This is a genomic window from Litoreibacter ascidiaceicola (assembly GCF_900129235.1).
Lineage (GTDB): Bacteria > Pseudomonadota > Alphaproteobacteria > Rhodobacterales > Rhodobacteraceae > Litoreibacter > Litoreibacter ascidiaceicola.
In genome coordinates this window covers 150,292-164,702 of sequence record NZ_FQUV01000005.1, presented here as the reverse complement: position 1 = coordinate 164,702, position 14,411 = coordinate 150,292, and the positions used below count along the sequence as shown (strand labels likewise).

Annotated in this window: 13 protein-coding genes; 2 read left to right on the top strand and 11 right to left on the bottom strand. The window is 54.3% G+C overall.

What is annotated here, in order from left to right; all coding sequences use genetic code 11:
* Window position 1: 1 nt before the first annotated feature.
* From gyrB to mutM, 9 genes are all read right to left on the bottom strand, one after another.
* Complete coding sequence (gene gyrB, locus BUB72_RS11810; protein ID WP_073143985.1) at window positions 2-2,416, bottom strand: DNA topoisomerase (ATP-hydrolyzing) subunit B; 2,415 nt, start codon at window positions 2,414-2,416, stop codon at window positions 2-4.
* Window positions 2,417-2,556: 140 nt separating this feature from the next.
* Window positions 2,557-3,177 (bottom strand): LysE family translocator, encoded by a 621-nt coding sequence (locus tag BUB72_RS11805; protein WP_073143983.1) that lies wholly within the window; start codon window positions 3,175-3,177, stop codon window positions 2,557-2,559.
* Between the two features lie 49 nt (window positions 3,178-3,226).
* Window positions 3,227-4,333, bottom strand: coding sequence for a DNA replication/repair protein RecF (recF, locus tag BUB72_RS11800; protein WP_073143981.1), 1,107 nt, complete (start codon window positions 4,331-4,333; stop codon window positions 3,227-3,229).
* A 9-nt stretch (window positions 4,334-4,342) separates the two neighbouring features.
* Entirely contained in the window at window positions 4,343-5,461 is a 1,119-nt protein-coding gene (gene dnaN, locus BUB72_RS11795) for a DNA polymerase III subunit beta (RefSeq protein WP_073143979.1), read from the bottom strand.
* Window positions 5,462-5,569: 108 nt separating this feature from the next.
* The gene (dnaA, locus tag BUB72_RS11790) at window positions 5,570-6,940 is read right to left on the bottom strand and encodes a chromosomal replication initiator protein DnaA (protein WP_073144382.1); all 1,371 of its coding nucleotides are present in this window, start codon (window positions 6,938-6,940) and stop codon (window positions 5,570-5,572) included.
* Between the two features lie 19 nt (window positions 6,941-6,959).
* Window positions 6,960-7,409, bottom strand: a complete 450-nt coding sequence (locus BUB72_RS11785) for a rhodanese-like domain-containing protein (protein ID WP_073143977.1) — start codon at window positions 7,407-7,409, stop codon at window positions 6,960-6,962.
* 207 nt (window positions 7,410-7,616) lie between these two features.
* On the bottom strand, window positions 7,617-7,880 hold the full coding sequence (gene rpsT / locus BUB72_RS11780) for a 30S ribosomal protein S20 (RefSeq protein WP_073143975.1): 264 nt from the start codon (window positions 7,878-7,880) through the stop codon (window positions 7,617-7,619).
* A gap of 86 nt (window positions 7,881-7,966) precedes the next feature.
* The gene (locus tag BUB72_RS11775) at window positions 7,967-8,743 is read right to left on the bottom strand and encodes an enoyl-CoA hydratase (protein WP_073143973.1); all 777 of its coding nucleotides are present in this window, start codon (window positions 8,741-8,743) and stop codon (window positions 7,967-7,969) included.
* Between the two features lie 58 nt (window positions 8,744-8,801).
* Window positions 8,802-9,650, bottom strand: a complete 849-nt coding sequence (gene mutM, locus BUB72_RS11770; RefSeq protein ID WP_073143971.1) for a bifunctional DNA-formamidopyrimidine glycosylase/DNA-(apurinic or apyrimidinic site) lyase — start codon at window positions 9,648-9,650, stop codon at window positions 8,802-8,804.
* A gap of 88 nt (window positions 9,651-9,738) precedes the next feature.
* Here mutM and ubiE point away from each other — a divergent pair, with 88 nt between their 5' ends.
* Both ubiE and ubiB read left to right on the top strand, forming a co-directional pair.
* Window positions 9,739-10,491 (top strand): bifunctional demethylmenaquinone methyltransferase/2-methoxy-6-polyprenyl-1,4-benzoquinol methylase UbiE, encoded by a 753-nt coding sequence (gene ubiE / locus BUB72_RS11765; RefSeq protein WP_073143969.1) that lies wholly within the window; start codon window positions 9,739-9,741, stop codon window positions 10,489-10,491.
* Window positions 10,492-12,024 (top strand): 2-polyprenylphenol 6-hydroxylase, encoded by a 1,533-nt coding sequence (ubiB, locus tag BUB72_RS11760; RefSeq protein WP_073143967.1) that lies wholly within the window; start codon window positions 10,492-10,494, stop codon window positions 12,022-12,024.
* On the opposite strand, the gene BUB72_RS11755 is transcribed toward ubiB, so the two are convergent.
* Window positions 12,016-12,666, bottom strand: coding sequence for a flagellar hook capping FlgD N-terminal domain-containing protein (locus BUB72_RS11755; RefSeq protein ID WP_073143965.1), 651 nt, complete (start codon window positions 12,664-12,666; stop codon window positions 12,016-12,018). The genes ubiB and BUB72_RS11755 overlap by 9 nt on opposite strands.
* Before the next feature lie 10 nt (window positions 12,667-12,676).
* A complete protein-coding gene (locus tag BUB72_RS11750) occupies window positions 12,677-14,350 on the bottom strand; it encodes a flagellar hook-length control protein FliK (protein WP_245814825.1) in 1,674 nt (557 codons plus the stop codon).
* Window positions 14,351-14,411: the final 61 nt, after the last annotated feature.

The window sequence follows — 14,411 nt, the reverse complement described above, 5'->3', positions numbered from 1 at the left end:
CTTAAAAATCCAGGTTCTCGACACTAAGCGCATTGGTCTGGATAAATTCGCGCCGTGGTTCCACCACGTCACCCATCAGCTTGGTGAAGATGTCATCGGCTTCGGCCATGTCTTCGACCTTCACCTGCAACAATGTGCGGGCGTCGGGGTCCAAGGTAGTTTCCCACAACTGGCCGGGGTTCATTTCCCCCAGACCTTTATAGCGTTGCAAGGACAGGCCTTTTTCGCCTTCTTCAAGTATGGATTGCAGCAAGTCGATCGGACCGTAGACCGGCTGTTCGCGGTCTTTGCGAACCAGTTTCGCAGGCTTGCCGTAGGATTCTTGCAGGCTTTTGGTTAGCTGGCCAAGACGTCGGGCTTCGCCGGACCGAAGGACCCCACCATCGAGAACGCGAACTTCGTCCACGCCACGCAAGACACGCCACAGGCGAATGCCCTTATCTTGGGTCGGGCGGCCTTGCCAGCCCTTCTCATATTCCAGAGCAATCAGGTCCAGACGCGCGGCAACAGTATTCGCGACGGCCTGCAAATCCCCGTCCACCTGACCGGCCTCGAACGCGCCGGCAATTGCGGATTGTTCCAGAATGTGTTGCGGATAATGGGTCGGGAACGCTTGCAGGATGCGCCGGACAGTGCGGGCTTCTTCGATAACACGACGCAGATCCTGCCCGATGATTTCCTCACCCGAGGCCAGTTTAAGAACCGCTCCGTCCACACCCTGTTCGATCAAATAGTCCTCCATTGAGGCCTGATCTTTCAGGTAAACTTCCGATCGACCGCGCGCGACCTTATACAAAGGCGGTTGCGCAATATACAGGTGCCCCTGCTCGATCAATTCGGGCATCTGACGGTAGAAAAACGTCAGCAGCAACGTGCGAATGTGCGCGCCGTCGACGTCAGCATCGGTCATGATGACAATCTTATGGTAGCGCAGTTTGGAGATATCAAATTCGTCGCGCCCGATCCCTGTGCCAAGCGCCATGACCATGTTGCCAATTTCCTGGCTGCCAAGCATCCGATCAAACCGTGCACGCTCGACGTTCAGGATTTTACCCTTCAGTGGTAGGATGGCCTGCGTTTGGCGGTCACGGCCCGTTTGGGCAGATCCTCCGGCGGAGTCACCCTCCACAAGGAAAATTTCAGTTTTGGATGGGTCTTTGTCCGAGCAGTCTTTTAGCTTCGACGACAAGAAATTCATGTCCATCGGGTTTTTCCGGCGAGTCAGTTCGCGGGCCTTACGGGCCGCTTCGCGGGCTTGTGCAGCTTCTACGATCTTCGACACGATAATCCGCGCTTCGTTGGGGTTCTCCTCAAACCATTCCGCCAGTTTCTCGTTCATCAGGCCTTCGACAGCGGGGCGCACTTCGGACGACACCAGCTTGTCCTTGGTTTGGGACGAGAATTTCGGGTCCGGAACTTTCACCGACAAAACGCATGTCAGCCCTTCACGGGCGTCGTCACCGGTGAACGAAATCTTCTCTTTCTTTGCGATGCCGCTCGATTGCGCGTAGTTGTTGATTGTCCGCGTCAGCGCGCCACGAAAGCCCGCCATATGCGTGCCGCCATCGCGTTGCGGAATGTTATTGGTAAATGGCAGCACCATTTCGTTGTAGCTGTCGTTCCACCACATCGCGACTTCTACGCCGATGTCGTCTTTTTCGCCGACCACATAGATCGGTTCGGGCATGATCGAGCTTTTGGAGCGGTCGAGATACTTCACAAATTCTTTGACGCCACCTTCGTAGAACAGCTCGCTGCGGAGCGCTTCGGCGGGGCGCTCATCTTCCAGAATGATCCGGACGCCTGAATTCAAGAAAGCCAGCTCGCGCAGGCGCTTTTCCAGCGTTTCAAACACGTAGTCACGGTTGGAGAACGTGTCGGTGGAGGCCATGAACCGCACTTCGGTACCGGTGCGGTCGGTCGGACCGACGACTTCCAGATGGTTCACCGTGAAGCCACCCTCGAAGCGGGCGATGTGTTCTTTGCCTTCGCGCCAGATGCGCAGTTCCAACCAGTCGGAGAGAGCGTTCACAACGGACACGCCCACGCCGTGAAGGCCGCCGGATACTTTGTAGGAGTTGCTGTCGAATTTACCGCCAGCGTGTAGTTGCGTCATAATGACTTCGGCTGCCGAGACGCCTTCTTCCTCGTGGATGCCCACTGGAATTCCGCGCCCGTTGTCACCGACGGAGACCGAGCCATCCGCATGGATTTTTACGTTTACCGCGTCGGCATGACCGGCCAGTGCCTCGTCAATTCCGTTATCCACGACCTCGTAAACCATGTGGTGCAAGCCAGAGCCGTCATCGGTGTCACCGATATACATCCCCGGCCGTTTTCTAACAGCCTCCAAGCCCTTGAGAACTTTGATGGAATCGGCGCCATATTCTTCTTTTTTATCTTGCTCGTCGGCCATGAGATATTTCCCGCTTAAGTTGCACGAAATATAGGCGTTTTGTGGGGGGATGTCACGCAATTGGCGCAAGATATTGTGGTTGACGCGGCCACCCCTTCAGGGCCCGTTTTAACCCTGTATTCATGCCCTGTAGGTGGTCATCAGCTGACGCCAATCACCACACCAACACAGATCAAAAGCCAGCCAGCAATCACGTTCATTCGGCGCACCGCGCCCGGGGCCTTGAGGAGCCCTCTGACGCGGTCGACCGAGGCCGCGAGCACCAGATTTCCCAAAAGCGGCACGAGGAAGCTTAGGAAGCAGATCGCGGCGATGTCCCAGCGAGTCACTCTTGTCAGATCGAAGAAACCGGGCAGCACGCCCATGTAGAATAAAACCGCCTTCGGGTTGGACATGATCACCACGACCCCGGCGATGAAGCCTGCCCACATGCCGGGACGCGTGAGGCTGGAGTTTTCCGTCAGCTCTTTGCCCGCGTGACGGATCAGCAATATGCCCATCGCGATAAACATTGCTACGGCCACCCATTTAAGCACATCCATAAACCAGCTGGCCTGATCGACGATCCACGTCACGCCAAGAACCGCAATGAGCGGCCATATGACGTCACCGACGACCACGCCGAAAGCCAGGGGCCACGCTGACCGGAATCCCCCCGACATAGCCCGCGCCAGAAGCGCGACCCAAACGGGGCCGGGTGTCAGAAACAGGATGAAAAGCCCGCCCGCATAAAACAGCAATTCGAGTGGGGTGATGGTCATGGGAAAAAACCGATTATAACTACGCTCAAAACGTAGGTGTTGTATGCTTTCATCGCAGTCTCACCACAGAAGCACCATCGTCGTCCGACACCTCGAAATGCTGCGCACGATCGCCCAGTTCATTGAATAACTCGGCACCGGTGCCAGTCATCCACGCCTGAGCTTTTAACGCGCAAATTTCGTCATAGAGTGCGGCCCTGCGGCCCGCGTCCAAATGCGCTGCGACCTCATCCAGCAAAATGATCGGTGCGGCTCCGAAATCTTCTGAAAGGGCGCGCGCATTGGCAAGGATCAAAGAGAGGAGCAGCGCTTTCTGCTCTCCGGTCGAGCATTGCTTTGCTTCAATACTCTTTGCTTTGTAAATCGCTTTCATGTCGGCTCTGTGGGGTCCAATTAGCGTCCTTCCAGCGCGCAAGTCGGTGGATCTCGATGCTTGAAGGGCGGTGAGCAATGCTTCAGCGCCATCAATGAAGTCGGCATCGTCGGGGTTCTCGATAGATAGCTCCGCGGTTGGGAAGGAGGTCTGAGCACTCTCCATCGCGGATTGCAGCCGCGCCAGCGCTGCGGCTCTGTTTGCGATGATCTGCGCACCTGCCTCGGCCATTTGCGATTCCAGAGCCCCATACCACATGGCATCACGAACCATATCCTTTAGGAGTCTGTTTCGCTCCCGCATCGCTTTCTCATAAGCTACTGTAAATTCTGCATGTTTTGGTTCAAAACTCAGTGTTATTCGGTCCAGGAAACGGCGACGTCCCTCAGCACCTTCGAGCCAGAGGCGATCCATCGCGGGTACCAACCAAACAACCCGAGCAACCCGCCCAAGCGCGATTTGAGGTGCCGTTTTGCCATCAATGCTAACGGTGCGATTGCCGCCGTTCTCAGCTCGTGTTTCGATTTCATGCACTTGCCCTAGGCTGTGCAAGAGACCCGACACCTTCCAGCCTAGTGCCTCCGGTGCGCGCGCGATTTCATCTGCTTTCGCACGCCGAAGGCCACGGCCTGGAGACAGCATTGAAATTGCTTCTAGAATGTTGGTTTTTCCGGCCCCGTTAGAGCCGAAGATCGCGATGGGACGGTCGTCAAGCTTCAGCTCCACCCGTCGGTGAGACCTGAAGTGAGACAGAGTTAACGCAGAGAGATACAGCCCCGCCATGAGCGCGCGTTAAACGCGCATTGGCATCACGACGTAGACGGCCGACTGGTCGTTGCCTTCGCGCATCAAGGTTGGGTCGCCTGCCGAATTGAACATGAAGACGGCGTTTTCGCGATCAACCTGTCCGGCAATCTCAAGGAGGTACTTCGCATTGAACCCGATCTCCAACCGCTCGTCGCTATAGGCAACAGCCAGTTCTTCCTCAGCGGCACCGCTGTCAGGCGCGTTGACGGACAGCACCAGCCTGTCTTCGTCAAGCGACAGCTTCACCGCGCGAGAACGCTCCGAAGAGACGGTTGCCACACGGTCCACGGCTTTGGCGAACTCGGTCGCGTCGACTTCCAGTTTGCGTGTATTTCCTTGCGGAATCACGCGGGTGTAGTCTGGAAAAGTTCCGTCGATGACCTTCGACGTCAAAGTGATGTCCGGAGTTGCGAACCGCACTTTGGTTTCGGACACGGATACCGCGATTTGCATGTCGTCGTCTTCGAGAAGTTTGCGCAGTTCGGCTACGGTTTTGCGGGGTACGATAACGCCCGGCATGTCGGCCGCACCTTCCGGTAGATCGGCGTCAATGCGCGCCAAACGGTGCCCATCAGTGGCCACACAGCGCAGCACTTTGCCACCTTCGCCTTCAGACACGTGCATGTAGACGCCGTTGAGATAATACCTTGTTTCTTCTGTGGAAATGGCGAATTTGGACTTGTCAAAGAGCCGACGCAACATGGGGGCCGGTGCCGAGAAATTGGACTGGTATTCCGACGTCGCCATAACCGGAAAGTCTTCTTTGGGCAGGGTGGCCAGCGAAAACGTGGATCGCCCGGCTTCTACAGTCAACCGACCGGATGTGCCGTCATCGGTAAGCGACACCAAAGCGCCGTCTGGCAGCTTGCGGACAATCTCGTGCAGGGTTGTCGCCGATACAGTTGTGGCGCCGGGGCGTTCCACCTGTGCCGGGGCTTTATCGACCACTTCGATGTCGAGGTCGGTGGCACGAAATGATACGTCATTCCCTTCAGCCTCGATCAGCACGTTGGCGAGGATCGGAATGGTGTTGCGGCGCTCAACAACAGATTGGGCTTGGCTCACAGCCTTGAGCAGGGCGCTGCGCTCGACACTGATTTTCATATCCGTCCCTCTTTGGAAGATAGCTGGGGCGGAGAAGGTATCCTCTCCGCCCGCTTATGCAAACAATTTGTTGAAAAGTCCGCTTTTCTTGCGGGATCGTCAAGCCAATTAGGCTTCCAACATCCGACGAAGGAGTTCTGCGTCCTCTGCGACTTGGCTGTCTTGTGCTTTGAGCTCGTCAATCTTGCGAACGGCATGGATTACGGTGGTGTGGTCACGGTTGCCGAAGCGCTTGCCGATCTCTGGGTAGGAGCGTTGCGTCAGGAGTTTCGCTAGCCACATAGCCATCTGACGCGGGCGCGCGATGTTGCGAGAGCGTTTGGGTGATAGCAGGTCAGACATGCGTACATTATAATAGTCGCAAGTTTTCCGCATGATTTCGTCCATCGTGACTTTGCGGTCAGACTGGCGCAAAATGTCGGCGAGGCTTTCTTGTGCCATTTCCAACGTGATTTCGCGACCTACAAGCGAGGCCAAGGCGAACAGGCGGGTCAGCGCGCCTTCAAGGACGCGGACGTTGTTGGAGATACGGTGCGCAAGGAACTCCAACACACCATCCGTGATTTTCAGTTCTTGATACTGCGCACGGTATTGTTCGACTTTTTGTTGCAATATACCGAGGCGAAGTTCGTAGTCGGTCGGGTGCAGATCAACAACCAATCCCCATTGCAGGCGAGAGCGGATACGCTCCTCCAAGCCGTCAATTTCACCGGGTGCACGGTCAGCGGAGATGATAATTTGCTTCTGCTGGTCAATCAAAGCATTGAAAGTATGAAAGAATTCGTCCTGCGTGCTGTCTTTTCCGGCAATGAATTGCACATCATCGACCATAAGAACATCGACCGAGCGGAAGAGGCTCTTGAAGTCCATCATCTGCTTATCACGCAGTGCTTGAATGAAGCGGTACATGAATTGTTCGGCTGAAAGATAAACAACCTTGAGCTCTGGCGAACGCGTTTGCAGTTCCCAAGCGATCGCATGCATCAGGTGAGTTTTGCCCAAGCCAACACCGCCATAGAGGAATAGCGGGTTGAAGCTGACTGGACCACCCTCAGCAACACGGCGCGATGCGGCGTGTGCCAACTCGTTGGGTTTGCCAACAACGAAACGATCAAATGTGAAGCGCTTGTCCAGCGGCGCTCCGAGGACGGGCTCATCAGAAACTGTCGGCCTGCGAGTGGGCTTAGAAGCGAAATTCTCGCGCGCCGGAGTTGATTGCGCAACTGGAGGACGGCGGTTGGCTTGAACAGAGAACTTCAGGCGATCAACAGATGCGCCTAGTTTTTCAAACTGGCGCAAGATTTCGTCGCCGAAGTTGCGGGATACCCAATCGCCTTGAAAGCTGGTTTGTACACCGAACTCAGCCACACCGTTTTCGCAGGAGACGAAAGTTAGTGGTTCAATCCAGGTTTTATAATTGTTCTTACCAATTGTTGTTTGTAGAGTTTCACGTGCTTCGCCCCAAGTGTCGTTCGTCATCATTTACCCGTTCCGCAGATCAGGATTGCCTCCATGGCAATCCGTGGGCCTTCCAACCGTTCAGGCCCCCCCGATGTTTACTAGGATCCAAATCGCCTTCGAAGCCCTCGGTCACATTGAACAGGTCAGGACCAAGCGCTTCTCCAGCCAGAGACGCTTGAAATGACAATGCCGCACTCATCGAGCGTGCACCTGACCTGCAAATGAACAAAACTTGAGACGGTTTGCTGTCGCCCAATGCTTCATTCATTTCTTCAACGAACCGCGGATTAACGGACATATCTGGATACCTAGACCACTCGATCATAATGACCGAACGGTTCAGGCTCGACAAATCAGGCTTCCCTACAAATGACCATTCGGCCTTTGTCCTGACGTCAACGAGCACAGCATTTGGTTCTCTTTCCAAAAGGTCCCATGCTTGAGTTGGCAGCAACTCTTGCACAGCCGGACCGGTGTCCGTGCTCATTCCATGTCCCCCCGAGACGAAGTGAATCGCTCAATAGGGATAGCGACTGCAGGGGCGGTCTCGCAACTTATCTTCGCGCTTGACTCATACTTAGTTCGACCCCGAATCCTAAAGCGACTTCATTTGTGTCCTCTAAGCGATTGAACACAAAAAAACGCGCCCATGAAGGCGCGTTTTAAAAGATTGGATTGACGCGTGAGCTACGGTTTAACCGAGTGCTTTAACCCGCGACGCAAGGCGCGACATTTTGCGCGCTGCGGTGTTTTTGTGCATCACGCCTTTCGACACGCCACGCATCAGCTCTGGCTGTGCAGACTTCAACGCGTCTTTCGCGACAGCCGAATCGCCGGATGTGATCGCCTCTTCCACGGAACGCAGGAAGGTGCGGATACGCGAGCGACGCGCTTTGTTAACTTCTGTGCGGCGTTCGGTTTGACGCGCGCGCTTTTTAGCTTGAGGCGAATTTGCCATACGTAAGGACCCCGATGGTTCGGTGTGTAAATCTAAGAATGCGCTTCTAGGACCGACTCAGAGCCAAGTCAACGACCTAATTGGCCTTATTTGTCGCGGAACTGAGGTTCCCGCTTTTCTACAAAGGCAGCCATGCCTTCTGCCTGATCTTCAGTGGCAAAGAGCGAGTGGAAAACGCGGCGCTCAAACAGTAGCCCCTCGTTCAAAGTCGACTCATAGCTGCGGTTCACTGATTCTTTTACTGCCATGGTCGCCAAAGCCGATTTCTCGGAAATCTTGGCAGCGGCGGCCATAGCTTCAGAGATGAGCTTTTTGCTTGGGACAACGCGACTGACCAGCCCAGAGCGCTCGGCCTCTTCGGCATCCATAAAGCGACCGGTCAGATTCATGTCCATCGCTTTGGACTTGCCAACAAAGCGGGTCAAACGCTGCGTTCCGCCCAGGCCGGCCATAACGCCGAGGTTGATTTCCGGTTGGCCAAATTTGGCTGTATCCGACGCGATGATGAAGTCACACATCATTGCCAGCTCACAACCGCCACCTAGTGCATAGCCGGATACCGCAGCAATGATGGGTTTGCGCACGCGCAGGAAGATGTTCGGGAACTCCGAGAACAGATCATTTCCGAATGCGTCGACAAAGGACTTGTCCGCCATCTCGGTGATGTCTGCGCCAGCTGCAAATGCTTTTTCTGACCCAGTTAGGACGATGCAGCGCACTTTGTTATTTTTATTGGCGTCAGTCAGCGCTTCGGACAATTCTTTCAACAAAACGGCGTTCAGCGCGTTCAATGCGTCAGGGCGATTCAGTTTGATAAGAGCGATATGCTCTTCAATTTCAACGATAATTGTCTTGAATGCCATGGTGAACCCTCATTGCTATCAGGGCATGAGACGTATCATGTTCGCGAGAAGGTTCAATTCATCTTTGACATTTAGGGCAGTAAAAGCTGGAACGCCCTGACTGCACGACCCTGAAAATCTTACTTCCGCAATCGTTCGAACAGTGCTGTCCTTCGCGATCATACACCGCGAAATTGTGCTGGAAATAACCCAACTCGCCGTTGGTTTGGCGATGATCTCGCAGGGATGATCCGCCAGATTCGATCGCCTCGTTCAAAACCTCGCGAATTGCCGGAACAAGCGATGCGGCGCGTGTAGCGCTTAGATTTGATGCTTTTCGCTTTGGGGATATTCCGGTTCGAAACAGAACCTCGCAGACATAGATATTCCCCAATCCTGCGACGATGTGCTGATCCAGAAGCGCGGTTTTGATGGGCGCGCTCTTCTTTTTAAGGGCCTCAAATAGATAGGTTTCATCAAACGCGTTACCCAAAGGCTCTGGGCCCAGCTTGTTGATTAACCAATGGTTCTCGACGCCTGCTGTGTCGGTGAGGTCCATAGCGCCGAACCTTCGTGCATCATTAAAGGCGATTCTTGTGCCATCTTGCATGTGAAAGACCACATGATCGTGCTTTTTGAGAATCGCGGCTTCTTGATGGAATTTTGCGCTATTGTGCTGGTCGATCTGCATTCGACCCGACATGCCCAGATGGATGATCAAGGTTTCGCCGCTATCGAGATCGGCTAGAATGTACTTGGAGCGTCTGCGCAACGCCATCACAGTCCGCCCGCTAAGGCGCTCGGCCATATTGTCGGGAAATGGCCAGCGAAGATCGGGCCGGTTTACGTCTGCACGGGCGATGATGCGCCCTTCCATCACGGGTTGGAGGCCTCGCCTTACGGTTTCTACTTCTGGCAGTTCTGGCACTTGGCCTCCTTTTGGTCCTTCCGGTCGCATTGTAACCGGACAGGCTCGACCTATAAGAAGGGTGAGACTGTAAGGACCACAAGAACAGATGGCTGAAGATTCGCAAAAAACCACCCATTTTGGGTTTACCGACGTTCCGGAAGAGCAGAAGGCGGGGATGGTCCACGGGGTATTCACCAACGTGGCCTCTAAATATGACATTATGAATGATGTCATGTCCGTCGGAATTCACCGCATTTGGAAAGATGCGATGATGGATTGGCTGGCACCGCGCCCGGGGCAACGGCTTCTGGACGTGGCAGGTGGCACCGGTGACGTTTCCTTCCGGTTTCTAAAGCGCGCGGGGCAGGCGCAAGCGGTTGTCTTGGACATGACCGAATCGATGTTGGTCGAAGGAAGTAAACGTGCTGAAGCCTCTTCCCTTGCTGACAGCCTGGATTGGGTCGTCGGCGATGCGATGGCATTGCCTTTTGAAGATAACAGCTTCGACGTTTACACAATCAGCTTCGGTATCCGGAACGTCACTCGCATCGCAGATGCGTTGTCCGAGGCGTATCGCGTGCTTCGCCCGGGCGGAAGACTGATGGTACTGGAGTTCTCGCAGCTGCCGAACCCGGTGATGCAGAAAGCGTATGATCTGTATTCGTTCAACGTCATACCGAAGATGGGTAAAGTGATCGCAGGCGATAGCGAAAGCTACCAGTACCTTGTCGAGTCCATCCGCAAATTTCCTGACCAAGAGACATTTGCTGCAATGATCCGCGCTGCGGGTTTTGAGAATGTAAGTTACCGAAATATGACACTTGGCGTTGCAGCGTTGCATTCCGGCTGGAAGATTTAGATGCGCGGGCCTCATAATGTATGGCGTCTCGTTCGCACGGGCGCCACGCTGGAGCGGACGGGCGCTATGAATCTGGTGCTCGACGCGTTCGATGCGCCCCCCTCACTGCGATTGGTGTCGCGTGTGATGGGATGGCCATTCAAGTGGCTCGGCCTCAAAGGTGATCCGAGCATGCCGCCTGCGGTCCGCGCGCTGGCTGCTTTGGGACCGGCTTATATAAAGTTTGGGCAAGTTCTTTCAACGCGGCCGGACATTGTGGGCGATGATCTTGCGCTGCAATTGAGGGTCCTTCAGGACAAGCTGCCGCCTTTTCCAACGGCGATCGCCAAAGCAACGGTTGAAGACGAGCTGGGTGAAACAGTTGACGCTGTCTTCTCGGACTTTTCGGAGCCCGTTGCTGCGGCCTCGATTGCACAAGTGCATCAGGCGCGATTGCGCGAAACAGGGCAAGAAGTTGCGGTAAAGGTTCTGCGCCCCAACATCGAGAAAGCCTTTCGGAAAGACATTGATGCGTTTTATTTCGCAGCGTCACTGATTGAGTTCATCTCACCATCATCGCGCCGACTGCATCCATCTGAGGTCATCAGGCACTTTGACGGTGTTGTCCAAGGCGAGTTGGATTTGCGTTTAGAAGCGGCGGCCGCTGGGGAATATGCGGCGAAGACAGCTGGCGATGCTGGGTTTGTCGTTCCGAGAACGCACTTTTTCCACTCGGCCAAGCGCGTAATGACCATGGAATGGGCAGAAGGAATCCCGTTTGGGGACGTCGAAGCCATTGATGCTGCAGGCCATGACCGCAAAGCCCTTGGAGAACGCGTCTTGCAGTTGTTCTTGCGTCAGGCTCTGAACGACGGGTATTTCCACGCAGACATGCATCAAGGAAATTTGAAGGTTAGCGCGACCGGCGACATCATTGCATATGATTTCGGTATCATGGGGCGCATCGACGAATATACCCGTCGAGTTTATGCAGAAATCCTGATTGGCTTCATCCGCAAAGATTACCGACGTGTGGCAGAAGTTCACTTTGAGGCCGGCTACGTCCCTGCGGATCGTGACATTGACGAGTTCGCGCAAGCGCTGCGTGCTGTTGGCGAGCCGATTTTCGGTATGAACGCGACGCAGATGTCGATGGCGCACCTTTTGTCATACCTCTTTGAGGTCACGGAGCGTTTTGGGATGGAAACGCGAACCGAATTGATCTTGCTTCAACGGACCATGGTCGTGGTCGAAGGAGTGGCGCGGACGATGTATCCCCAAATCAACATTTGGGAGGTCGCGCAGCCGGTTGTCGAGGACTACATCAAGCAGAATGTTGGTCCGAGAGCATTGCTTAGAGATCTCGTCACTACTGCCCAGGTTTTGGGGCGTTTTGGCCCGAAATTGCCTCAAATAATGGAAGCAGCATTGATGCAGAGAAGCCAAAGCTCCAAGCCAATGCGCGCCAAACCTGTTCAAAACCAGATGCTAACTTTTGTCGCGGGTTTTGCCGTTGCGGCGGCGGCCTTCACTGTTTGGTCATTGCTACCTTAGGCCAGTAACGGAAGTGGCGGGATAAATGGTGCCGCCTTCCAGCACGACCACGGCCGTTTGGTCTATGGTGCGGATTTCCGAGACACGCGCAAACACGTCGGGAGTATGAGTGTCGATCAGCGCATCGTTTGAATAGGCCTCGATTTCAAAGCTGTAGGTGCCTTGCGCGAAAGGTTGGCCATTATCCGCCACACCGGCCCAATCCATCGGCTCGTCGGACACTGGAACTTCGATCCGCTGAACCTCTGTCCCACTTTCATCTCTAACCACGAGCACTGCCCGCTCCGCGAAGTTAGGAGGGTTCGCAACGATTTCTATCGGGGCGCCGCTGAAATGTGCTGGGACTGCGATGCGCGCCTCCATGCCGACCCAACTCGCCATATCACCCATGCTGGATACTAAAAGCTGGCTGGTGAGTGCGCCGAGTAAGTCGTTGGTTTTCACTTGCTGCTCGACACCTGAGAATGTCGCCAACTGCGTGGCGAAGTCTTGGGAATCCAGTGGGTTCAGAGGGTCCTGATTCTCCATCTGCGCAGTCAGCATCACAAGAAAAGTTTCAAAATCCGAGCTGATTACACTGCTAGATGCCGTGCTTGCAGTTTGGGTCTGTGTGGTCGTTGAGGTGGGTGTTATCGCATCCATCGAAAACTCCTTAAAATTTTAAGTCTAACCGCGCAGAACCATCGATTGCTTGTGGCTGGTGCGATTCTGGCGCGTCTGCTGTCACGCCTGTGTCGCGATTTTCCTGAGTACTGGTCGTGGATTGGTTTCTTTCGTGCTGCTCTTTCTGGAACGAAAAGTTAGCGCCTTCATATCCGATATCTGAGAAATCTGATGCGAGAAGGTCGGAGTTCCGGCGCATCATGTCCAGAACCTCAGGCCGTTCTGTAAAGACGGCGATGTTCATACCCCCTTCCTTGGTTGAAAGCACAATTCGAATGCGTCCGAGCTCCTCTGGATCCAGCCGAATCTCGACATCCTGACTGCCACCACTTTCAAGGGCCTGACAGATTTGCATGCTAATATGGTTCGGCAGCGGCGTCGGAGCGTTGGGCGATGCTGGGTGAATTGTACTGGAAGCGGCTATGTTTGAAGGTGACGCCGATAAGCTCGTCGCGAGGTCACCTTCTATTTGTGGCACCATCGGTGGAGCTTGCACTGTGGAGTTGGGGGGGGGGAGATTTTGCGATGACACCGCCGCTGTCGGATTGCTCGTCGAGCCAATTGCTGGCGTGTCTATAGCGTCAAATTCTGAGCTAGCGGTTGCTGGAGGAGCACTCTTGGGATCCATTGGTTGCGGCGACTTGCTTGTCGTAGAGCTAAGGTTTCCAGATGATGTCGTGAGCAAGGAAGTTGTCCCTTGCACCGAACCGGTAGTGTTTTTCACAATGAATTTGCTGTCAGCAGCTTCCGCTTCAAGCGTTCGCACGATGGGAGCAAGTGTAGAATTGTTTGGCACTGCGAAGACCTGCGGTTTAACTAGATTTGCGCTACTTTCTAAAACTGACTTAGGAGATGCCAATTCCCTCGTCGCTATTTCGATTCCCTTGGTTGGTACCGAAGGGGTAGCGGCTGGTTCGAGAGACGAAAGCTCACTTTCAATTACATCTGAAGTGCCGGCCGCCGGAGTATCTGTTAAGCTTGGGGGTAAGTTGTTTGTGTCGGCTTCCAGGTTTTTGAAAGACTTCGGTTGCTCGCCATCGGTCTCTAATGCAGAGTTTCCTTTAAGGGCTACGCGCAAAGAAACGCCATCATCGCTGATGCCACCAAGTTTAACAGGGGTCGTGCCCGCTAAGCGTTTGCTATCCGTAGGATCGTTAGATGCGGTCAGCATCGTGTGAGGCGCGGTCATTTCTTCAGTGGAAAGTTGATTGATGTGCAAGCCAGATGGTTCGGGTGTTTTTAGGGTTGCGAGTGTGTTATCAGCATATACCGTTGTATTTTGAATGTTTGCTTCCAAAGCACCAGCTTCAGACGTTTTTTTCGGCGTTTCCAAAACGGGTAGTTTCGATCTTAACTGTCGTTCAAGCGGTGTTGACTGAGATTCGATCAACGTCTCCCTGAGCGCAGCTTCTGTGTTGGTCTTTTCCTGATCTTGCGGTTGTGTCGTAGTGGTCGGATTCAACTGAATTTCGCGTGATGGGGTGTCGTTTTCCACCATGCCAGGAAGCGTCTCGACATGGTTGCCATTGATTAACTTGGCTAGAGTTTTGCCGAAATCCGCTTGATGATCCTGAGGTGTCGTCACCTCGCAAACAGGTTTGTTGCGAGTTTCCTCATCGATACCTCTCACTGGGACGTTGAATGCAAATTGTGGTGTCGACATCTTCACGGAAAACTTCTCCAAGAACTCGGGTGTGTTTTGCCATGGAGGGGTTACTCAATCT

Coding starts and splice junctions, on each gene's coding strand:
- BUB72_RS11805 (WP_073143983.1), bottom strand. CDS start 3,177: ATGACCATCACCCCACTCGAATTGCTGTTTTATGCGGGCGGGCTTTTC.
- dnaA (WP_073144382.1), bottom strand. CDS start 6,940: ATGACGAACGACACTTGGGGCGAAGCACGTGAAACTCTACAAACAACA.
- BUB72_RS11785 (WP_073143977.1), bottom strand. CDS start 7,409: ATGAGCACGGACACCGGTCCGGCTGTGCAAGAGTTGCTGCCAACTCAA.
- BUB72_RS11775 (WP_073143973.1), bottom strand. CDS start 8,743: ATGGCATTCAAGACAATTATCGTTGAAATTGAAGAGCATATCGCTCTT.
- recF (WP_073143981.1), bottom strand. CDS start 4,333: ATGGCGGGGCTGTATCTCTCTGCGTTAACTCTGTCTCACTTCAGGTCT.
- ubiB (WP_073143967.1), top strand. CDS start 10,492: ATGCGCGGGCCTCATAATGTATGGCGTCTCGTTCGCACGGGCGCCACG.
- gyrB (WP_073143985.1), bottom strand. CDS start 2,416: ATGGCCGACGAGCAAGATAAAAAAGAAGAATATGGCGCCGATTCCATC.
- dnaN (WP_073143979.1), bottom strand. CDS start 5,461: ATGAAAATCAGTGTCGAGCGCAGCGCCCTGCTCAAGGCTGTGAGCCAA.
- BUB72_RS11750 (WP_245814825.1), bottom strand. CDS start 14,350: ATGTCGACACCACAATTTGCATTCAACGTCCCAGTGAGAGGTATCGAT.
- ubiE (WP_073143969.1), top strand. CDS start 9,739: ATGGCTGAAGATTCGCAAAAAACCACCCATTTTGGGTTTACCGACGTT.
- rpsT (WP_073143975.1), bottom strand. CDS start 7,880: ATGGCAAATTCGCCTCAAGCTAAAAAGCGCGCGCGTCAAACCGAACGC.
- BUB72_RS11755 (WP_073143965.1), bottom strand. CDS start 12,666: ATGGATGCGATAACACCCACCTCAACGACCACACAGACCCAAACTGCA.